The 20,376-nt window shown below is 67.8% G+C and carries 22 protein-coding genes and 1 tRNA gene; 20 read left to right on the top strand and 3 right to left on the bottom strand.

All coding sequences use genetic code 11. The annotated features are described in order from the left end of the window. The first annotated feature begins 1,098 nt into the window (after positions 1 to 1,098). The 16 genes from IF37_RS41345 to IF37_RS0100790 all read left to right on the top strand — a co-directional run bounded on the left by IF37_RS41345 (position 1,099) and on the right by IF37_RS0100790 (position 13,383). Entirely contained in the window at positions 1,099 to 2,211 is a 1,113-nt protein-coding gene (locus tag IF37_RS41345) for a DUF262 domain-containing protein (protein ID WP_158727261.1), read from the top strand. Positions 2,212 to 2,213: 2 nt separating this feature from the next. Continuing rightward, entirely contained in the window at positions 2,214 to 2,861 is a 648-nt protein-coding gene (locus IF37_RS44240; RefSeq protein WP_158727260.1) for an MAE_28990/MAE_18760 family HEPN-like nuclease, read from the top strand. Positions 2,862 to 3,174: 313 nt separating this feature from the next. Next, positions 3,175 to 4,023 (top strand): helix-turn-helix transcriptional regulator, encoded by an 849-nt coding sequence (locus tag IF37_RS0100855; protein WP_079165478.1) that lies wholly within the window; start codon positions 3,175 to 3,177, stop codon positions 4,021 to 4,023. Between the two features lie 97 nt (positions 4,024 to 4,120). Next, positions 4,121 to 4,510 (top strand): ATP-binding protein, encoded by a 390-nt coding sequence (locus IF37_RS0100850; protein ID WP_030734418.1) that lies wholly within the window; start codon positions 4,121 to 4,123, stop codon positions 4,508 to 4,510. A 175-nt stretch (positions 4,511 to 4,685) separates the two neighbouring features. After that, positions 4,686 to 5,537 carry an RNA polymerase subunit sigma-24 gene (locus tag IF37_RS0100845; RefSeq protein ID WP_030734414.1) on the top strand — a complete coding sequence of 284 codons (852 nt, stop codon included), beginning with the start codon at positions 4,686 to 4,688 and terminating at the stop codon, positions 5,535 to 5,537. Continuing rightward, on the top strand, positions 5,534 to 6,355 hold the full coding sequence (locus tag IF37_RS0100840) for an integrase (RefSeq protein ID WP_030734412.1): 822 nt from the start codon (positions 5,534 to 5,536) through the stop codon (positions 6,353 to 6,355). Before IF37_RS0100845 ends, IF37_RS0100840 begins: the two co-directional genes overlap by 4 nt. 183 nt (positions 6,356 to 6,538) lie before the next feature. Further along, complete coding sequence (locus IF37_RS0100835; protein ID WP_030734408.1) at positions 6,539 to 6,886, top strand: hypothetical protein; 348 nt, start codon at positions 6,539 to 6,541, stop codon at positions 6,884 to 6,886. Positions 6,887 to 6,891: 5 nt separating this feature from the next. Continuing rightward, positions 6,892 to 8,253 carry an FtsK/SpoIIIE domain-containing protein gene (locus IF37_RS0100830; RefSeq protein WP_030734406.1) on the top strand — a complete coding sequence of 454 codons (1,362 nt, stop codon included), beginning with the start codon at positions 6,892 to 6,894 and terminating at the stop codon, positions 8,251 to 8,253. Between the two features lie 86 nt (positions 8,254 to 8,339). Beyond that, positions 8,340 to 9,038: a DUF2637 domain-containing protein gene (locus IF37_RS0100825; protein WP_030734403.1), complete on the top strand. Its 699-nt coding sequence runs from the start codon at positions 8,340 to 8,342 to the stop codon at positions 9,036 to 9,038. A 13-nt stretch (positions 9,039 to 9,051) separates the two neighbouring features. Then, positions 9,052 to 9,231, top strand: coding sequence for a mobile element transfer protein (locus IF37_RS0100820; protein ID WP_030734401.1), 180 nt, complete (start codon positions 9,052 to 9,054; stop codon positions 9,229 to 9,231). A 14-nt stretch (positions 9,232 to 9,245) separates the two neighbouring features. Continuing rightward, on the top strand, positions 9,246 to 9,401 hold the full coding sequence (locus IF37_RS43275; RefSeq protein ID WP_106980647.1) for a hypothetical protein: 156 nt from the start codon (positions 9,246 to 9,248) through the stop codon (positions 9,399 to 9,401). Positions 9,402 to 9,420: 19 nt separating this feature from the next. Continuing rightward, on the top strand, positions 9,421 to 9,720 hold the full coding sequence (locus tag IF37_RS0100810; RefSeq protein ID WP_030734398.1) for a hypothetical protein: 300 nt from the start codon (positions 9,421 to 9,423) through the stop codon (positions 9,718 to 9,720). Positions 9,721 to 9,808: 88 nt separating this feature from the next. Beyond that, positions 9,809 to 11,152: a replication initiator gene (locus IF37_RS0100805; protein WP_030734395.1), complete on the top strand. Its 1,344-nt coding sequence runs from the start codon at positions 9,809 to 9,811 to the stop codon at positions 11,150 to 11,152. After that, positions 11,149 to 11,361, top strand: coding sequence for an excisionase family DNA-binding protein (locus tag IF37_RS0100800; protein ID WP_030734392.1), 213 nt, complete (start codon positions 11,149 to 11,151; stop codon positions 11,359 to 11,361). Before IF37_RS0100805 ends, IF37_RS0100800 begins: the two co-directional genes overlap by 4 nt. Then, positions 11,361 to 12,506 (top strand): tyrosine-type recombinase/integrase, encoded by a 1,146-nt coding sequence (locus IF37_RS0100795; RefSeq protein WP_030734388.1) that lies wholly within the window; start codon positions 11,361 to 11,363, stop codon positions 12,504 to 12,506. Before IF37_RS0100800 ends, IF37_RS0100795 begins: the two co-directional genes overlap by 1 nt. A gap of 154 nt (positions 12,507 to 12,660) precedes the next feature. Continuing rightward, positions 12,661 to 13,383 (top strand): DUF5677 domain-containing protein, encoded by a 723-nt coding sequence (locus IF37_RS0100790; RefSeq protein ID WP_030734385.1) that lies wholly within the window; start codon positions 12,661 to 12,663, stop codon positions 13,381 to 13,383. Between the two features lie 97 nt (positions 13,384 to 13,480). Here IF37_RS0100790 and IF37_RS0100785 read toward each other — a convergent pair. Continuing rightward, positions 13,481 to 13,554: transfer RNA gene (locus tag IF37_RS0100785), tRNA-Gly, on the bottom strand. A gap of 519 nt (positions 13,555 to 14,073) precedes the next feature. Here IF37_RS0100785 and dcd point away from each other — a divergent pair. Next, positions 14,074 to 14,649: a dCTP deaminase gene (gene dcd, locus IF37_RS0100775; RefSeq protein ID WP_030734381.1), complete on the top strand. Its 576-nt coding sequence runs from the start codon at positions 14,074 to 14,076 to the stop codon at positions 14,647 to 14,649. 13 nt (positions 14,650 to 14,662) lie between these two features. After that, complete coding sequence (locus tag IF37_RS0100770; protein ID WP_030734377.1) at positions 14,663 to 15,166, top strand: phosphoribosyltransferase; 504 nt, start codon at positions 14,663 to 14,665, stop codon at positions 15,164 to 15,166. A gap of 159 nt (positions 15,167 to 15,325) precedes the next feature. Here the strand turns inward: IF37_RS0100770 and IF37_RS0100765 are convergent, their stop codons facing one another. After that, on the bottom strand, positions 15,326 to 16,369 hold the full coding sequence (locus IF37_RS0100765) for a YIP1 family protein (protein ID WP_173456653.1): 1,044 nt from the start codon (positions 16,367 to 16,369) through the stop codon (positions 15,326 to 15,328). 108 nt (positions 16,370 to 16,477) lie between these two features. On the opposite strand from IF37_RS0100765, the gene IF37_RS0100760 reads away from it, so the two are divergent. Next, positions 16,478 to 16,804, top strand: a complete 327-nt coding sequence (locus IF37_RS0100760) for an antibiotic biosynthesis monooxygenase (RefSeq protein ID WP_030734373.1) — start codon at positions 16,478 to 16,480, stop codon at positions 16,802 to 16,804. Between the two features lie 77 nt (positions 16,805 to 16,881). On the opposite strand, the gene IF37_RS0100755 is transcribed toward IF37_RS0100760, so the two are convergent. Then, positions 16,882 to 19,149, bottom strand: coding sequence for a (Fe-S)-binding protein (locus tag IF37_RS0100755; RefSeq protein WP_030734371.1), 2,268 nt, complete (start codon positions 19,147 to 19,149; stop codon positions 16,882 to 16,884). Between the two features lie 194 nt (positions 19,150 to 19,343). Here IF37_RS0100755 and IF37_RS0100750 point away from each other — a divergent pair, with 194 nt between their 5' ends. Beyond that, positions 19,344 to 20,369, top strand: coding sequence for an MraY family glycosyltransferase (locus tag IF37_RS0100750; protein WP_030734369.1), 1,026 nt, complete (start codon positions 19,344 to 19,346; stop codon positions 20,367 to 20,369). Positions 20,370 to 20,376 lie beyond the last annotated feature (7 nt).

Here is a 20,376-nt window from a genome sequence, read left to right as displayed (position 1 = left end):
CTGATTCGGGCGCTGACCTAGGCGAACGGCCACGATGCGGTCTCGTCGAACCCGGCTGGTTTCACCGTGATTCCCCGCTGTTCCCCGCTCGATCTGGTGCGGTTGTGGTGCGAGTCTTGGTCCGTCTGCGCCTCGTCGGGCTAGCGGGCGTAGGCGTACAGCAGGACGACGACCACCACGACGCCCAGCCAGACCGGCATGCCGGTCTTGGTGAATCGGCCGCGGCTGTCCCTGGGCTGCGGCCTTCGACGCTTCGCCATACCTCCCCCTACGGTCGTGACGCTCCTCTATGGCTCAGAGTGCGGTTGGACGGAGCATGTAGGTAGAGCGCGAATTGGACACGGAGCATGGCAAGGTCCTGCGCGTACTGGTGCTCGCTGCACTGCGCTGGCGGATGCGGTCATGCGTGGGACAACTTGCCGGGTCCGCCACGCAGCCCAACCTGAGATGTCTTCTTGCCCCGGGTCTTGTCGGGGATCTTGGTGAGCTGGGTTTTTGCTGGTCAGGGCGGTGGGCTCGTGCGCCTGGTGGTCATCCTTGGCCGCTGTCGAGCGACCTCGGACGGCCCAGGGACGGCCCAGCTTCACCCGGTGCAGGAGCTCGCTCGACTGACGGCCGGCGCCCTCGGTGGCCCGGTCTGAACCTCAGCCGACGACAGTCAGCCATGACGGCGGGTGCGCTGACCGCCCACGCACGCGTGTGCCTCGCTACACCCCCACACGCCTCAGCCACGCTGCCATTGGCGTCGACCACAGCAAGCCACGACGGCCGGCCCGTGACCACGATGCCGAAGCCCTCACAGCTTGGGAAGTTCGGGTTCGCGAGGGCCAGTCGCTGGGTTGCCCTGCGCCCGAAGGTGCGTTGGTGCGTAGCTGGCTGCCGATTTGGTGTCCAGTGGTCCCCGTAGTTCCCCGCGCGATCTGGCATGTAGCTGGCACCCCGTCACCTTCGGCAGCCAGCCAACGGGGGTCCTTGGCCGCGGTCGTGGTGGTTGCTGTATCTCGCTACCTGCCCGTTGACGGTTGCCCCATCATCGTCTGAGCAGAGAGGATAGTCTGGCTCCTGCATCGCCAGAAAAGTGAATGTAAAGGATAGCCTGTGGGGATTCTTGAGGAAGTAGAGACCAGCCGTCAAAATATCCGATCTGACGGATATACCATGTCGATCGGAGAGGTGGTGAATCTCTACCGAGACAAGGAAATCCAAATCAGGCCAGAGTATCAGCGCCTGTTCCGCTGGCCTATCGAGAAGCAATCGCGACTGATCGAGTCCATTCTGCTTGACATCCCGCTTCCCACCATTTTCGTCGCCCAGCGCGAGGATGGTGTTTGGGAAGTTGTTGATGGTCTGCAGCGACTTTCCACGATCCTGTCATTTATGGGAGAATTGCGCGATGAGGCAACAGGCGCTACCCTTCCGCCGAGCAAACTCACCCGGACCAAGTATTTGCCTTCATTGGAGGGGATGAGCTACTCAGGAGAGGAGCCTAGGTTCTCTCCCGAGCTTAAGATCCATTTCAAACGGGCTCGCCTGGATTTCCGGATTCTGCTGCGCGAATCCGACGAACGAGTAAAGTACGAATTGTTCGACAGGTTGAATAGTGGCGGCGTTCCGACTTCACCGCAGGAAGTTCGAACTGCTCAGCTACTGATGACTAACGCCGAATTCTATGTTTGGCTAGATCGACTCCGTACCGAGGGGCCGTTTGCCGATTGTGTACCTTTGACGGATAGGCAGATTTCTGAGCAGTATGATCTAGAGCTTGCGACGCGCTTCTTCGTCCTAAAGAATGCAACACCATCCGAGCTGAACAGATTTTCCGACATGGATACATTCCTGTCAGATCAAATTTTGGACATGGCTACATCCGGCGATTTCGACACGGCGCAGCAACAAGTGATCTTCGAGGGCGTGTTCGGCGTTCTTTCGTCACTGGGGCCGGATGTCTTCCGGCGGTACGACGTTCGTCGCGAGAAGCCGTCTGGCGCTTTCAGCGTATCGGCCTTCGAGGCTATTACCCTCGGAGTGGCGGGTCACCTCGATGACTGGAAGAATCTTCGAGTCGACGAACAGGCGGATCGTCTGAGGAGTGCAGTATCTGAACTCTGGAAGGACGATCAGTTCAGAAAATATTCGGGGGCAGGAGTTCGCGCCACTTCTCGCGTACCAATGATGCCACTCGTAGGTAATCGCATTTTCAGTGTGGATTAGCGATGGCCTCGATTCGGACGATCGAGAACCTTGAATCCGTTCTGACGGAAGACTTGAAATGGCGCACACATGAGATGCAACTCTGGGAGCAAGTTGCCTCCTCGTGTAGATCGCATCAACTACCAGGGGTCCTCCGCGGCGGCGTAGCGCTTGTTTACGCGCATTGGGAAGGATACGTAAAAGAGGGTGCTCGTGCGTATCTTGAGTACGTGAGCAGGAAAGGCCTAAAAGTTGGCCAATTGAGGTCTGAAATAGCCGCGGTTGCCCTTAGGTCAAAACTAGGTCGCGGCGAGGCTTCAAAGAGTTCCTTGGCGCATACTGAGATTGTCGAGCTTCTCAGGAGCGCCGATGCCCTACCCGCTAATATTCCGTACAACTCGGCAATGATTAGAACGAGGTCGAACCTATATTTCGACGTCTTTGCCGACATTATGCATTCCATTGGCTGCGACGCGAGTCGACATGAGATCTACAGATCCATTATCGACAAACGATTGCTGCGCCATCGCAATGATATTGCTCACGGAAGGGAGGAATATGTCTCGCTCGCGGATTGGGTGGATATCAGAGACCGCGTGTTGGTCATCCTGAAAGATGTGCGCACTCAGATTTCTAATGCGGCGGCCAATGAAGAATACAAGCGGAAGTGAGGGCGCTTGAGGTCGGCACGGAGCGGCTTTGGGGTGACGCTGCTTTTGCGCGAGTGATCGTAGGCTTGTGGACAGCCTCAGCCACGACGTACCCCTTCTACGGTAAGCGGCTGATTGCTGTGCGCGGCACGGGCGCCGGCCGGGCTGGAGCGGGGCGGAGACAGGAGCGCAGGCCCGGCCGGGGGCCGGGCCGCGCGCGGGGAGCGGAGCGAGCCGCCTTGAACCAGTAGAGAAAGTTTGAATCACGCTCGGCTGGTGGTCGCTGGGTCTGGTCGTACCAGTGCCTGCTGGCTCGTGGTGTAGAACCCTGGACATGGGGAGTGAGCGGCGGGAGCGGATGAAGGCGCTGGGTGCGCGTCTTCGTGTGCTTCGTGGAGAGTCGGGTCTGACGGGTGCCGTGCTGGCGCAACGGGCCGGCGTAGGTCAGCCGACCGTGTCCAAGATCGAGACCGGGCGCATGGTGCCGAGCCGGGATGTGCTCGACCGGCTCCTGGGCGCCCTCGGCGTGGATGAGTCTGTCTCTCGTGAGGTGCGGGAGCTGCTGGCCGGCGTCGTTGCCGCCGAGGACGACGAGCCGACCGCTGTTGACGTCGCCGAGGGCACGACTGTTGACGAAGAGGTGCGGTCCGCTCAGTCGGTCCGCTCGTTCCAGTGCGTCGTTCTGCCGGCCATGTTGCAGAGCGCCGAGTACGCCCGGCACGTCTTCCAGAGCGCCCCGTGCTCGACACCCGAGACTGTCGGCCGGGCCGTCGCTGCCCGTGTGGATCGGCAGAGTGTGTTGTACGAGCCGGGGCGGGAGTCGGTGTTCGTGGTCACCGAGGCCGTCTTGCGGACCTGGCCGGGAAGTCCGGCGCTGATGCTGGCGCAGTTCGACCGGTTGCTGGCGGTGGAGAGTCTGAGCACGGTACGGCTCGGGGTGATTCCCTGGCGCCGGCCGGTGCCGGTGCTGCCGAGGCACGGCTTCACCTTGTGCGACCGGCGGGCGGTCGTGATCGAGACCTTCGACAACGAACGGGTGTCCACTGACGCTGCTGAAGTGGCCGCCTACGAGGAGACCTTCGAGCGCTTCGAGTGCGCTGCCGTCTTCGGTCATGAGGTGCGCGAGCTGCTGTTGCGGGTGATGAAGGAGTTCCGTGACCTGGGGGACACCCTCATCCCTTAGGGGAATAATTCCTCAGCATGCCTAGAATGCTGCTTGCTGCTAGGAATACTCTGCCGTCACGCTGTCTAGCCCCCTAGACGAACGGAGAGGTTCCCCCATGCTTACCAAGTGGTGCCGTGTCTTTCCCGGCCTGCCGGCAGAGGTGTCCAATGCCCGTCACTTCGTCGCCTCCCTGCTCGCGGAGCGTGGCCCGGTCGAAGACGCCGTCCTGGTCGTGAGCGAGCTGGCGACCAACGCCCTGCGGCATACGAGGAGTGGCATGCCTGGTGGGTGGTTCTTGGTGGTCGTCGGCCTCGGCGACGATCTCGTGCGCATCAAGGTGGTCGACCAGGGCGGCGATCGCGTGCCTCACCTGTGCCCCGTCACCAGTCGTGAAGAGGGAGGTCGTGGGCTACGGCTGATCGATGCCCTGGCGAAGAACTGGGGCTACACGATCTTGCCTGACGGGCGCTTCGTCTGGGCCGATCTGGTGCGGGCGAGCGTATGAGTGCACAGAAAGCGGTGCGATCGCGGGTTCGCGTAGTCGGCGGTGAGGTGTGAGCCCGAGAGGTGTCCCCCGGAGGAGATCACGCTTCTACGTCATCGGCGTGCGTACCGGGCGGCGGCTGCCTCCCATTCCGTCTAGGGCCCTAGACTCCTGGGTACTGCTAGGAGGTGAGGTCATGTCGGACGAGCTCCAACGGATCATGACGATCGATGATCCGTACCTGCTGTTGCGCGAGGTGACGACTCGCTTGGCGGACGCGCAGCAAGAGGTGACCGAGCTGGCCCGCCTTCGTCGCCGAGTGGTTCAGGACCTGCACGCCCAAGGGTTGTCGTACGCGCAGATCGCCGCGAAGGCCGGCCTGAGCCGCGGGCGGATCCACCAGATCCGGCACACCGGCCCAGCGCCGGAAGGGGCCTTCCTCGGCCGGGGCGCCGTCACCGTCGCCACACCGCTGCGGCGGGACGACGAACGCGGCCGGACCGTCGTCGCCGTGGACGACGTCAGTTCCGGCAAGCGGCTGGAAGACCTGGCGCGGTCGTACGGGCTCGACGTCGCCTCGGAGCATGTGCCGGTGACCGGCGAGATCGACCTCAACCGGGACGGCCTGATCGTGGTCTGCGGCCCCCGCATGTCCCAGGCCATGTGGGACACCTACGCCCAGGACCCGGTTCTCCAGTGGGAGCGTGCGGAAGACGGGCCCTGGACCGTGGTGGACCGGCAGACCGGCACCATGCACCGCTCGGGGCAGGACAGCGACCCGGCCCGGCCGTACGACGTCGGCTACCTCGGCCGGCTGCCGCGACCGGACGGCAACGGCTCGCTGCTCGCGATCGCCGGTATCCACACGCAAGGCTCCCTCGGTGTCGTGCAACTCCTCGCCAACGACCTGAACGTGATGTGGGGCCAGGTCGGCGACCGCCGGTTCTCCACCCTGGTGGGTGTCGAGTACGACCCCGAGACCAGCGAACCGCAGTCCGTGGAACTGCTCTGCCCCTTGTACCGGCACGACGAGGAGACGGCGGCGTGAGGGTCGACCTCGCCACGCTCCCCGCCGACCCGGAACGAGAGAACGAGGATTTCACCGCCGCCACTCCCGGCGCGGCCGTGCTCCTCGATGGCGCCGGCGTCGGCGGTGCCGAGACCGGGTGCACACACGGTGTCGCCTGGTTCTCCGGGATGCTGGGCGGCCTGCTGCTCCAAGCCATCGCCGGGTCCCCCACCCGTCCGCTCGCCGAGTGCCTGGCCGACTCGATCGACCGCGTCCGCTCGCTGCACAGCGACAGCTGTGACCTGACGTACCGGGCCAGTCCCACCAGTACGGTCGTCGCCGCACGGATCAACGGGGAAAGGCTGGAGTACCTGGTCCTCGGCGATTCCTCCTTGCTCCTGGAGGAGAACGATGGCGGTACGACCGTCGTCACCGACCGGCGCCTGGACGAAGTCGGCAAGCGACTGCGCGGGCCGGTCGACGCGCTGCCCACCGGCTCGCCCGAGCACTCCGCCGCGCTCGCCGACTATCGGGAGGCTTTGACGGGCCTGCGCAACCGGCCGGGCGGCTTCTGGATCGCCGGCCCCGACCCGCGGGCGGCCGAACACGCGCTGACCGGCACGGTGCCACTTGACTCGCTGTCCACCGTGACGCTTTTGAGCGACGGTGCAACTCGGCTCGTCGATCGCTTCCAACTCGCCGACTGGGCGCAGTACTTGGAGGTGCTCGCTTGCTCCGGTCCGGACGAACTGATCCGCGGTGTCCGAGAGACCGAGAAGAGCGACCCCGACGGCCGGCGCTGGCCGCGAGGTAAGGCGCACGACGACGCGACCGTCCTCCACTGGGCCATTCGGTAGCCCTTTCGCGCGGTTTCGCGGCCACACCGTATACCCCCCTGGACAGTTGATGGGCTGTCGGCTACCTTCACTGTCAACCCCCCTAGACAGTTGGGGGTGGTTGCCCCCGCTGCTGTCTAGGGGGCTATCCAAGTTGCTCGGCGCCGATCTCAGGGCGCCCGAAGACTCCGTGAGGTACTGACAGTGCGTGTGATCCCCGTAGACACCTCCGCCGCGACGCTGCTCGTCACCAAGCTCCCTGAGGTCAAGGTCAGGGACCGTCAGACCGGCGAGGTCGCCATGGACCCGGTGACCAACCAGCGGCTCATGACGCTGGAGCTGGTGTTCATCGCGGCCGGCGGCTCGGACATGATTAAGGTGACCATCCCCGAAGAGGGGATCGGAGACGGCCTGGTCATGGGCGCGCCGGTCATCCTGTCGGGCCTGGTCGCCCGGCCGTGGGAGAGCGAGTTCGGCGGGCGTAGCCGTCACGGCATCGCCTACCGGGCCGACGCGGTCATGGTCAACGCCCCGATTGCGGCACAGGGTTGATCGCCATGACTGACCTCGCCTGGGTGCTGCTGGTCCTGCTCCTCGTGGTCGCGCTGCTGGTGGTCCGTCGGCGGATTCCGGTGGTGTTCTGGTGGCTGGTCGGGTATCCGGTCGTCGCGTTGCGGGTGCTGCTGTCGTACCGGGCGACGATGGACGCGTGCGGTCTGACGGTCCCGGCTTCCGCCGTTCGGATCGCCACGGCCCGGGTGGTCGGACGGCAGGCGGCACCCGTCCCGCCTCGGCGGTCTTTCCCCCGGCCCAACGCATCCGGTCTCGTCATGCGGCTGCGCATGGCGACCGGGCAGGCGCCCGAGGACTTCACCGCCTCGGCCGACCGACTGCGCCATGCCTGGGGCGCCCACGCCGTCCACGTACGCCCCACGAAACCGGGCTGGCTCGAACTGCGGCTGGTCGGGTGGGACGTGCTCGCCGATGTGCGGCCCGCCCGGCGTCAGGCTGCGGCCGAGCCGCTTCGCCTGCCGCTGGCGCTGCGAGAGGACGGCGACTGGCACGTACGCGACTTTCGCACCGTGCCGCATGAACTGATCCTCGGTGCCACGCAGTCCGGAAAGTCCGTCTACCTGCGCAACTTGTTGTGCGGCCTGGCCCGGCAACGGGTCGTCCTCGTCGGGATCGACTGCAAATGGGGTGTCGAACTGGCGCCCTTCGCACCTCGGTTGTCAGCGCTGGCTGACGACCCGGATCGGGCGAACGACCTCCTCGACGTGCTGCTGGAAGAGATGGAGGACCGGTTTCGGCTGATCGGTCTCAGCGGTGCCGATCCGGATGCTGTTCTCACCTCGGACGTGTGGGGGCTGCCGGAGGCCGTGCGGCCAGTCCCGGTAGTGCTGGTCGTTGACGAGGTGGCGGAACTCTTCCTCGCCGCGAACAGGGATGACGAGAAGCGGCGGGACGCGATGGTCACCAAGCTCATCCGCCTCGCCCAGCTCGGTCGCGCGGCCGGCATCTACCTCGAAGTCTGCGGGCAGCGCTTCGGTTCGGAACTCGGCAAGGGCGCCACCATGCTGCGTGCCCAACTGACCGGCCGCGTCTGCCACCGCGTCAACGACGAAGCGTCGGCGAACATGGCCCTGGCCGACATCTCTCCCGAAGCAGCACTGGCCGCCACGTCCGTTCCGGCCGACCGGCCCGGCGTCGCGGTCGTCGGCGACTCGTCCGGCGGATGGTCCCGCGTCCGCTCTCCTCTTCTCTCGCTCGAAGATGCGGCGGCCGTCTGCCGCGACACCTCGGCTCTGGTCCCTGAACTGCCCCGGCTCGACCGCTTCCGGCCCGCCATCGCCGTCGCCTCGGCCGGGCCGTCCTCCTCGACCGGCGCCACGCCCACCGCGCGCCCGGTGACCGAGTAGCCCCCTCCCTTCCCTACGGCCGGCGTGACCGCCTCGCGCCATGTCCCTACCCCTCGCATGCCCGAAACAGGAAGGAACCGGAGCCGATGCGTGCCCACCTGGCCCGCGTGGACGCCGTCGTCGTCCAGGCCGTCATCGCGGGCGCCCTGTCCTTCTCCCACTTGCACGACCTCGCCGCAGCGGCCGGACAGGGCGGATGGAAGGCGTGGGCCTATCCCGTCAGCGTCGACCTGTTGCTGGTCGCCTCCTGGCGCCGAATGCGCCAGTTGCAGCGAACGGGGCAGGCGGCGGGCAGTCCCCGGCTGTGGTTCCTGGTGGCCCTTGCCGCCTCCCTCGGCGCCAACGTCGCCACCGCCGGACTCCTCGACCTGGACCACGTTCCCGCCTTGCTCCGCGTGGTGGTCGCGGGCTGGCCTGCCATCGCCTTCTTCGGCGGCACTCTGCTGGCCCACACACCGCACGGCCAGGAATCCCCGGGGCTCCCAGACTCGCCGATGGCTGCCCCGCACGAGGAACAGGACCCCGCTCCGGCTGCCATCGACGTTCAGGGGTCGGAGGAACTGCCGGCGCCAACCCCCGATCCAGCCCCCGCCGAACCGGAAGCCGTCCCGGCTCCACCTCCGCCCGGTCCCGCCGTCGCGCTCCCGCCCGCCCTCATCCAGCGCGCCCGGGCACTGGCCGACGAACAGCGCTCGACCACCGGCCGCCCCGCCGACCCCGACGCCGTCCGCGCCCGGCTCGGCCTTCCCCCGTCCATGACCGCCTCCGTCGCCGCCCACCTGTGAGAGGAGCACCGCCATGAACCGCCGCTTCCGCAACGTCCGCCGTATCGGCCCCGTGAACGTCGCCTCCTACATCGACCGCGGCAGGCATCGCCACCTGGCCGCCTGCACCGCACCCCGCTGCGACTTCTCGGCCGAGTACGACTCCCGCGCCGCCGCCGAACTCGCCGCCCGCACCCACCGCTGCTCGGCCTGACAGGAGATCACCGCATGCGCGTCCCACTCTGGCTCGCCCTGCTCTGCGTCGCAGTCCTGGGCGTCAAGCTCATCCGCCCGCCCTGGTGGCTCGTCGCCGTACTCCTCCTCGGCGGCTACCTGCTGACCGACAGCCTGCTGGCCCCCGTCATCGACTCCCTCCTCAAGTGACCCGTAAGGAGCCCTGCTCATGATCCGGCCGAAGATCCCCACCATGCCGCAACCGACCGTCCCGGTCGCCACGCCCGCCACTGTCATGGAGCCGACCGCAGTCACTCCGGCCAAGCCGTCGACGCCCGCTCCTCCGGCGCCGGCCCGCCCGACCATCCAGTTGACGCCCGGCACGGTGCTCGCCCTCGTCGGCGGCGGCACCGCCGTGGTCCTGGTCGTGGGTGCCGTCCTCGTCTCCACGCTGCTCGCCGTCACCGTGACCGCCACATCGGTCGCCGTGTGCGCCGTCGTTCTCCGCTCTCTCCTCACCCGCCGCTGAACCAACAACTCCTTTCTTCTGCCCTGACTGTCTAGGCCCCTAGACAGTCAGGCCAGGCAACACCCGCACCACAAGGAGGAACCTGCACATGCGCCCACCGGCTCCCCTCGGAGCCATCCGTCACCTGGCCACCCTCGCCCGGCACGGCGACCTCGGCTCCTATGCCCGGCAGATCCAGCGCCTGGGTGGCTGCGAGCGGCCCGTACGAATGGAAGGTCACCGACTCGACGTCCACGCGGCCACCGGTGAGATCGTCCGGGAGATCACCGACCGCGACCTTCCGGCCGGACAGCTCCTCATCCGCTGCAACAACCGTCGCGCCACCCGGTGCGCCACCTGCGCGGAGACGTACCGCAAAGACACCTTCCACCTCGTCACGGCCGGGCTGAGCGGTGGCAAGGGCATCGGCCCGGTGGTCGCCCGGCACCCCCGCGTCTTCGCTACCTTCACCGCGCCATCGTTCGGCCCGGTCCACAACCGCCCGGCCGGCGGCCGGTGCCGCTGCGGGCGTACACACACCGAGGACGACCCCACGCTGGGCACGCCGCTCGACCCGGAGCGCTACGACTACCGGGCGGCCGTCCTCTGGAACGCGCACGCCGGTGCCCTCTGGGGCCGCTTCACCACCTACCTCCGCCAGCAGATCGCCACCCGCGCGGGCCTCACCCGCTCCGCGTCGCGTGATTGCGTCAGGGTGTCGTACGCCAAGGTCGCCGAGTACCAGCGGCGCGGCGCCGTCCACTTCCACGCGGTCATCCGCCTCGACGGTCCGGGAGGCGCGGAGGACGACCCGCCGGCCTGGGCGACGACCGAACTCCTCACCGACGCGATCCGCTCGGCCGCCCGCCTCGCCGAGACACCCGGCCCGGTCATCGACGGCCGCGCCTACGCCTTCCGCTTCGGCGACCAGCTCGACATCCGCCCCATCCGCTCGGCGGACTTCGCGGGCACCTCGGAACTGTCCAGCCGGGCCGTCGCCGCCTACATCGCCAAGTACGCCACCAAGGGCGCCGAGACGGCCGGCACCCTCGACCGTCCCGTCCGCAACCCGATCACCGACCTGATCGGCTCCGGCGTCACCGACCACGCTCGCCGGATGATCCTCACCTGCTGGCACCTCGGCGCGCTCCCCGAACTCGAAGCGCTGCGCCTGCGCAAGTGGGCCCACATGCTCGGCTTCCGCGGCCACTTCTCCACCAAGTCCCGCACCTACTCCGTCACCCTCGGCGCCCTCCGCCAGGAACGCGCCGACCACAACGAAGCCCTTGCCCGCGCCCGCGCGGCCGAAGCGGGCCACCCCTTGCCCGACCCGGACACCGTCCTCGTCCTCTCCCACTGGCGCTTCGCCGGGACCGGACTGACCACCGCAGAAGCCTGGCTCTCCACCTCTCGCGCAACCGCGACCAGTACGGAAGGGGATCTCGCAGCATGAACGACCGCTACCTGTCCGTGGACCAGGTCGCCGAACTGCTCGGCACGACCGCTCGCTTCCCCCGGCGGCTGATCGAGGAGCGGCGCATCCGGTACGTGAAGGTCGGCCGTCACGTACGCATCCCCGAGAGTGCCGTGGAGGAGTTCATTAGGGCCCGCACGGTGGAGCCCGTCAGGGTCCGTCGCGCCGCTTTCCGGAGGGCTGCGTAGTGGGCAACAAGAAGGGTCGACGCCGTCGCTTCGGCGCGGTCAGGCAGTACCGTTCCGGCCGCTGGACGGCGTCCTACCTCGGCCCGAACGGCGAGCGCGTCCGAGCAGAGGAGACCTTCCAGACCAAGAAGGACGCCGAAGTCTGGCTGTCCCAGGTAGAGGCAGACCTCAGCCGCGGGGACTGGCGCGCTCCTGATGCGGGCGCGGTCAACTTCCGGGTCTACGCAGAGAAGTGGGTCGAGGAACGGGAGCTGGCCGTTCGCACGGAAGACCTGTACAAGCACCTTCTACGGCTCCACATCCTGCCGACGTTCGCGGAACTCGACCTGGACGAGATCACCGCTCCCCGCGTCCGTGAGTGGCGGGCGGAACGCCTGCGCACCACCAAGGCCAAGACCACCGTTGCCAAGGCGTACCGGCTCCTCAAGGGCATCCTTGAGACGGCCGTCGACGACGACTTGATCAGCCGCAACCCGTGCCGGATCAAGGGGGCGGGCAAGGAGTCCGCCACCGAGCGGCGCATTGCCACCGTCGCCCAGGTCGACGCCCTCGCCGACGCGATCGGTATCCGCTGGCGGCTCATGGTCTACCTCGGCGCATACGGCCCGATGCGCCCGGAAGAACTGGCCGGCCTCCGCCGCCGGGACGTCGACGCCGACAACCTCGTCATCCGTATCCGCCGCGCCGAGCCGGAGCGGACCAACGGCAAGCGCGCTCCCGGCCCGACCAAGTCCGACGCGGGCGCCCGGCCCGTCGTACTCCCGGCCTTCCTCCGCAAGGAGCTGAGGCAGCACCTCGCGTGGTTCGCCGAGAAGGGACCTGACGGCCTGGTCTTCGTCGGCGAGAAGGGGGCGCCGTTCCGTCGTACCTCCTTCGGACGGAAGTGGCGCCGTGCCCGAACCGCCGCCGGTCTCCCCGACGACTTCCGCTTCTACGACCTTCGTCACACCGGACACACGCTCTCGACCCGTTCCGGGGCCACCCTCAAGGACACGATGGTCCGCGCCGGTCAGTCCTCCGAGAAGGCCGCGCTGATCTACCAGCACTCCGACGAGGAGCGGCAGCGCGACGTTGCCGCCGGCCTGGACGACATGGTCCGCGCCGAGCGTGCCAAGCGAAGGTGCGATGAGGCTGGTCCGGTTTAAGGGGCCACCTTGCGCTGTGTGAGGGGTAGGGGGAGGCAACCCTCCCCCTACTCCCGTTGATTAGCGAACGGTCATGACGATGAGGGAATGAAATTCCGCGAACGGACATGCTCATAGCAAGTACTCTTGCTCCCCATTCGAGACAGGGGGGCGCATGAGTAACGTCACTCCGCAGCAGTACCGCGAGGCCGTTGAGAGGATGGTCGCCGACTATCGGGCGGCTGGTCCCGTCGAGACCAAGCAGCGCAGGTACCGGTCAGTTCTTCTCGCGCACGGTTGGTGCACTGAAGTGCATCGCCTTGCCGAGGCGGTTCTGCACCTCATCGATAGCGGATACCGCCACGAGACGCTCATTCTGCTCCGCACCATGGTTGAGACGACCGTCAGCCTGCAGTGGCTCTCGCAGAAGGGTGACGCCGGCGCGGTTGGCGTGTTCGCTGAGGGAGGCCGAACGAACCGGGCTGCCGCCGAGGACATGCAAAAGGCGTTCAATGTGCCGCAGGACCTGATCGACGCGATCAAAGGCGCTCCGGTTGAGAAGACCGATGAAAGCGAGATCTTCCGTAAATTTCAGGCGCAGTGTGACGAGCTGGACCCCAAGAGAGAGCTGTACTCGGTGTACCGCTTCCTCTGTGGTTACGCGCACCCCAGCGCAACGAGCGCGGCCGCTTTCACGGAGTGGACGACTGATCCTCCTAGCCTGCGCATCGCGCCGAAGGACGGACCGGCATCCGTGGCGGAAGCGACGCTGGCCATGTGTCTCATATGGGCTGGGCGAGCCTACGACGAGATGATCATAGGCAAGCCGCGGAAGCAGTTCTTGCGTTCGGTGGCGAAGGACCTCGGGCTGCCACATGCTCTGCCCCTGATCAACTAGGCCCTGGCGCGGCTGAAGTGGTGCGGATGTGGTGCGCGGCCCGCACAGTGGTCCAGACAACAAACAACCCCCAAGTCTCTGACCTGGGGGTTTCTCATGGAGCGGGTGACGAGAATCGAACTCGCGCTCTCAGCTTGGGAAGCTGATGTTCTACCATTAAACTACACCCGCGTATGTACGGACATGGTATCTGCTGATCCCTTGTCCGGACGCTCGCTCACTCTACATCATCGTCGCCTCCCGGTGCTGCGACGCGGGATGTTCCCGTGTGGGATTCGGCTGCGGGCGGCATGAGTTGGGGCGTACCGTGGGGGGCGGAGTGCCGCCTGGAGACTCGTCTCTTTGATCCCGTAATGTGGCTTTTGGCGTCCGGGGAGCAACGCCGGACGCGGCTCCTGGGGAAGGGACTTGAGGGACTTGATGGAACCCACCGTCGTCCGCTGCGCGGACGGGCACGTCTTCAGCACCGTTTCGTTCCCGATGCAGCAGGCCGGGCGGCTCGGCCCCGGCCGGCTCGTGCGGTGTCCGCGATGTGCCCGGCTCCGCAGCGCGGTGCCCGTGGTGCTTCAGAAGCGGTGAACGGAGAGGTCGGGACGCGGTCGGGGGACCGGCTGTAGTCGGAGTGTGACAGCGGGCGCGCGGAGCCGTCGCGATTGCGATGGTTGCGCGCGCCTTGCGTATCCTCGCTACGTGCTTCTCTCAGACAAGGACATCCGGGCCGAGATCGACGCCGGGCGGGTACGGATCGATCCCTATGACGAAACCATGGTGCAGCCGTCGAGCATCGACGTCCGGCTGGACCGGTACTTCCGGGTGTTCGAGAATCACCGCTACCCGCACATCGACCCCTCCGTCGAGCAGGCGGACCTGACGCGGCTGGTCGAGCCCGAGGGCGACGAGCCGTTCATCCTGCATCCCGGGGAGTTCGTGCTGGCCTCCACCTACGAGGTCATCACGCTGCCCGACGATCTCGCCTCGCGGCTCGAGGGCAAGAGCTCGCTCGGACGGCTCGGGCTGGTCACGCACTCCACCGCCGGGTTCATCGACCCGGGGTTCAGCGGCCACGTCACCCTGGAGCTGTCCAACCTGGCCACGCTCCCCATCAAACTGTGGCCGGGCATGAAGATCGGACAGCTGTGCATGTTCCGGCTGACCTCGCCCGCCGAGGCCCCGTACGGCAGTGAGCGCTACGGCTCCCGGTACCAGGGGCAGCGCGGGCCGACCGCCTCGCGGTCCTTCCTCAATTTCCATCGGACCCAGGTGTGAGGGCTACGACGACATGAGCGACGCAGACGTGCGGGAGAACCTGACCTACGAGCGGTTCGGCACGGCCGTCCGGGAGCTGGCGCAGTCCATCGCCGACGACGGGTACGAGCCCGACATAGTGCTGAGCATCGCGCGCGGTGGCGTCTTCGTCGCCGGCGGGCTCGCCTACGCCCTCGACTGCAAGAACATCCACCTGGTGAACGTGGAGTTCTACACGGGCGTGGGCACCACCCTGGAGATGCCGGTCATGCTCGCCCCCGTGCCGAACGCGATCGACTTCTCCGACAAGAAGGTGCTGATCACCGACGACGTCGCCGACACCGGCAAGACGCTGAAGCTGGTGCGCGACTTCTGCCTCGACACCGTCGCCGAGGTGCGTTCCGCGGTGGTCTACGAGAAGTCGCACTCCCTGGTGAAGTGCGAGTACGTGTGGAAGCGGACCGACGACTGGATCAACTTCCCGTGGTCCGTCGAGCCGCCCGTGGTGAAGCGGGCCGGGCAGGTGCTCGACGCCTAGTCCGGCGGCGGTCGGACGAGCGGCAGGCACGACGAGCGGCAGCTGCGACTAGCGGCAGCTGCGACTAGCGGCAGCTACGACAAGCGGCAGGTACGAGGAAGGGCCCCCGGCAGCCGGGGGCCCTTTCCCGTGGGTCGGCCGTGCGGGCGGCCGGCGTCGTCAGAACGTGCCCAGCTTCACGATCGACAGCAGGGCCACCAGCTGGATCGCCGACGCGCCCAGCGCCTTCGGCCAGGGCAGGTCGTGGGAGCGGGAGACCATCAGGGTCAGCAGGGCGCCCGCGCCGATCCAGGTGGCCCAGCCCAGGATCTGGACGAAGCCGGCGTCGCCGCCGAAGAACATGGCGACGATCAGGCGGGGCGCGTCCGTGAGGGCGGTGATCAGCATCGACAGGCCCACCGTGGGCTGCCAGGCGCCGTCGCCGCCGAGCTGGCGGGCCAGGGAGTGGGTGACCACGCCCAGGACGAACAGGCCGAGCACCATCACGACCGCCGTCACCAGCACGATCGGCACCGCGTTGGACAGCGTGGCGCTGATCGCGTCCTCGCGGGCGGTGTCGAAGCCGAAGACGGCGAGCAGGCCGTAGAGGAAGGTCACGACGAGGGCGGGGACCCACATCGTGTAGTCCCGCATGCGCAGGAAGGTGTCGTCGGGGGAGAGGATGATCCCCTTCAGCAGTTGCTTCCAGTGCAGCGGCGGGCCGACCGGGCCGGCGGGCGCGGCGGCGGCACCGGCGTGGTAGGTCGCGCCCTGGGTGTAGTCGGCGGCCTCGTCGACTGAGAACGCCTGGGTGTGGCCCGGGTTGTCGGCGGCGTAGGGGTCGTGCGCGCCGTGCCCGGGGGCCGCGTAGCCGCCGTCGCCGAAGTACTCCGGTCCGTCGTCGGCCGGTCCCGGGTAGCCGTACTGCTGTTGTCCCTGCCGCGGGTACGGCGGCTGGGGCGCCGACGGGTAGCCGTACGAGGGGCCCGACGGGGCCGGCCGTCCGTGCGGCGGTTGACCGTACGAGGGTCCGCCGGGCTGCGCGGGGCCGTGCCCGTGCCCGTACGACGGTCCCTGGGGCGCCTGCTGTCCTTGGGGGGTGCGGTCGTCCCGGCCCCCGCCTCCGTTCCTGAATCCAGCCACGTCATCGAACGTACCCGGTCCGGGCGGCCGGTGTGCCGGGCCCGGCGGTCCGCGGCCGGCTTTGCGGCCGACCTGTGACATCCCCTAAGGGGTCGTCAGGCGGGGTGCCGGGGGTTCTTCGGGGTTCCGCCGGGTTTTCCGGCAGGCCGGGTGCGGGTGGTGGGGGCGCCCGTGCGTCAGGATGGGTCCATGAGCGTAGTGAAGATCAACGTGTTGACCGTTCCCGCCGAGCAGCGGGAGGTGCTGGAGAAGCGGTTCGCCTCGCGGGCGCACGCCGTGGAGGGCTCCGACGGCTTCGAGTGGTTCGAGCTGCTGCGGCCGGTGGAGGGCACAGACCAGTACCTCGTCTACACCCGGTGGCGGGACGAGGAGTCGTTCCAGGCGTGGATGGAGGGTCCGATGAAGTCCGCGCACCAGGGCGGCGGTGAGGGCGGCGAGCGGCCGAAGCCGGCGGCCTCCGGCTCGACCCTGTGGTCCTTCGAGGTGGTGCAGCAGGCGGCGCCGAAGAACGGCTGACCGCACCGCCCGGCGGACGCGAAGGCGCCCCCTGCCTGTGCGGGTCAGGGGGCGCCTTCGCGTCCTTCAGGGGGCGGTCACTTCGCCGGTTCCGGCTCCGGCTCGCGCTCGTTCTCCGGCTCGCCCGCCGGGTCGGCCGGCGTCTTGACGGAGTCGAGCAGCAGCTGGGCGACGTCCACGACCTGGATGGACTCCTTGGCCTTGCCGTCGTTCTTCTTGCCGTTCACGGAGTCCGTGAGCATGACGAGGCAGAACGGGCAGGCGGTGGAGACGATGTCCGGGTTGAGGGAGAGGGCCTCGTCGACGCGCTCGTTGTTGATGCGCTTGCCGATCCGCTCCTCCATCCACATCCGGGCGCCGCCGGCGCCGCAGCAGAAGCCGCGCTCCTTGTGGCGGTGCATCTCCTCGTTGCGCAGACCCGGGACCTTGCCGATGATCTCGCGCGGGGGCGTGTAGATCTTGTTGTGGCGGCCCAGGTAGCAGGGGTCGTGGTAGGTGATGATGCCCTCGACCGGGGTGACGGGCACGAGCTTGCCCTCGTCCACCAGGTGCTGGAGCAGCTGGGTGTGGTGGATGACCTCGTAGTCGCCGCCGAGCTGCGGGTACTCGTTGCCGAGCGTGTTCAGGCAGTGCGGGCAGGTCGCGACGATCTTCTTCGCGGACTTCGGCTTCTTCGTCGCCGGGTCCTCGTCGTCCTCGCCGAAGGCCATGTTCAGCGCGGAGACGTTCTCCATGCCGAGTTCCTGGAAGAGCGGCTCGTTGCCCAGGCGGCGGGCGGAGTCACCGGTGCACTTCTCGTCGCCGCCCATGATCGCGAACTTGACGCCCGCGATGTGCAGCAGCTCGGCGAAGGCCTTGGTGGTCTTCTTGGCGCGGTCCTCCAGGGCGCCGGCGCAGCCGACCCAGTACAGGTACTCGACCTCGGTGAGGTCCTCGATGTCCTTGCCGACGACCGGGACCTCGAAGTCGACCTCCTTGGTCCACTCCAGCCGCTGCTTCTTGGCCAGGCCCCAGGGGTTGCCCTTCTTCTCCAGGTTCTTGAGCATCGTGCCCGCCTCGGACGGGAACGCGGACTCGATCATGACCTGGTAGCGGCGCATGTCGACGATGTGGTCGACGTGCTCGATGTCCACCGGGCACTGCTCGACGCAGGCGCCGCAGGTGGTGCAGGACCACAGCACGTCCGGGTCGATGACGCCGTTCTCCTCGGCGGTGCCGATCAGCGGGCGCTCGGCCTCGGCGAGGGCGGCGGCCGGCACCGCGGCCAGCTGCTCCTCGCTGCCCTTCTCCTCGCCCTCCGCCGTCTTGCCGCCGCCGGCCAGCAGGTAGGGCGCCTTGGCGTGCGCGTGGTCCCGCAGCGACATGATCAGCAGCTTCGGGGAGAGCGGCTTGCCGGTGTTCCAGGCGGGGCACTGCGACTGGCAGCGGCCGCACTCGGTGCAGGTGGAGAAGTCCAGCAGGCCCTTCCAGGAGAACTGCTCGACCTGGGAGACGCCGAAGACGTCGTCCTCGCCCGGGTCCTCGAAGTCGATCGGCTTGCCGCCCGAGGTCATCGGGAGCAGGGCGCCGAGGGAGGTCTCGCCGGTGGCGTTGCGCTTGAAGAAGATGTTGGGGAAGGCCAGGAAGCGGTGCCAGGCCACGCCCATGTCGGTCTTCAGGGCGACCGTGATCATCCAGATGAAGGAGGTGGCGATCTTCAGGCCGGCGAAGAAGTAGGTGAGGTTCTGGAGCGTGGAGACGTCCATGTCCCGCAGCCAGGCGACGACCGGGTACGAGATGAAGAACGAGGCCTCGTAGCCGTCGACGTGGTGCTGGGCGCCTTCGAGGGCGTGCAGCATGAAGATGCAGACGCCGACGATGAGGATGACGGTCTCGACGAAGTACGCCTGGCCGAAGTTGGAGCCGGCGAAGCGGGACTTGCGGCCCGGCTTGCGCGGGTGGCTCAGCTGGCGGATGACGATCAGGGCGAGGATGCCGATCACCGTCATCGTGCCGATGAACTCGACGTAGACGTTGTAGGGGGCCCACTCGCCGAGGACCGGCAGGAGCCAGTCCGCCTCGAACAGCTGGCCGAACGCGTTGACGATCGTCAGCAGCAGGGTGAAGAAGCCCACCGCCACGAACCAGTGCGCCACGCCGACGATGCCCCAGCGGTTCATCCGGGTGTGGCCGAGGAACTCCTTGGCCACGGTGAGGGTGCGCTGTGTGGGATCGTTGGTCCGCGTACCGGCCGGCACCGGCTGGCCCAGCCGCATGAAGTTGTAGATCTGTAGGAGGGCGCGGCCGAACAGTGCCACGCCGACCACGATCAGGACCAGCGACACGATGATCGCGGCGAGTTGCATTGGGGCTCCTGAGGCGGCCTCGGTCTGAACGAGCTGTCTGCGGACATTACTAAGCGGTAACTTATGTAGTCCGTCTGAGACTACCCCCATCTTCCTTCGGGATGCAGCAGAGCGTGGGGTGATCTGGGTCGCCGCCAGGCAATCGGATCGTGTTATTCGTACCGATTTGATACTTTCGCCCCTACCTTAGAGCCGTGCTCTACGGGATCGCCGCCGCCACCGCCGCCCTCCTCCTCGCCGCCGTTCTCGCGGCGGCGCTCCGGACGCCCGCCCTGCGGGCCGGTGTGCTGGACCGGCGCCGGCAGCGGCCCCTGCCGCTCCTCGGCGGGCTCGCCGTCGTCGCCGTCACCTGCCTGGTCGCCGGGGTGGGGGAGTGGAGCCGGGTCGCCCCGCTCGGCGAGGGCGTCGGCAGGCTGCTCGTGGCCGCCGCCGCGGTCGCCGGGCTGGGTCTGGTGGCCGACGTGTGGCGGCTGCGCGCGCGGGTGCTCGTCGCCGGTACGGCCGCGGCGGCGGCCTGCGTGGTGCCGTACGACGACACGGGCCTGCCGGGCGGGCTGCTGGCGGTCGGCTGGATCGTCCTCGCCTCCCTCGCCTTCAAGGGGCTCGACCACGCCGACGGGCTGGCCGGGACGGTCGGGGTGGTCACCGCCTTCGGGGTGGGCGCCTGTGCCGCCGCGGAGGTGATGGACGGGCTGGCCGTGCTGCTGAGCGTGGTCGCGGCCGCCCTCACCGGCTTCCTGATGCACAACTGGCATCCCGCGCGGATCGGGCTCGGCGCCTGCGGGTCGCTGTTCACCGGCTTCGTGCTGTCCTCCGCCGTCGTCTTCACGCGCGCGGGCTACGGTCTCGGGCCGAGCGCCGCGGTGGTGTTCTGCCTCGGCGCCGTCGCCCTCGCCGACACCCTGCTCGTGGTCGTCGCCCGCGGGGTGGCCCGGCGTCCGCTGCTCCGGCGCGGCCCGGACCACCTCGCGCACCGGCTGCGCCGGCTCGGACTGACCCCGCCGGGGTCGGTCGTGCTGCTGGGGGCCGCCTCCTTTTCCTCGGTGCTCGTGGGGGTACTCGTGCACGCGGGGTGGACGGGGGAGGGGGCCGCGCTCTGGGTGGCCGGTGCCGTGGCGGCCGTCGTCGCCGTGCTCGTCCTCCTTCGGACGCCTGTCCAGCCGCCCCGCCATACGACATCCACGCAGGTCAGCGGGCACTTGCGTGTCAGGAACGGATAAGAGTTGA

This window comes from Streptomyces sp. NRRL S-31, assembly GCF_000718775.1.
GTDB lineage: Bacteria > Actinomycetota > Actinomycetes > Streptomycetales > Streptomycetaceae > Streptomyces.
The sequence above is the reverse complement of the archived record's forward strand: the minus strand, read 5'-3'. Positions and strand labels throughout refer to the sequence as shown.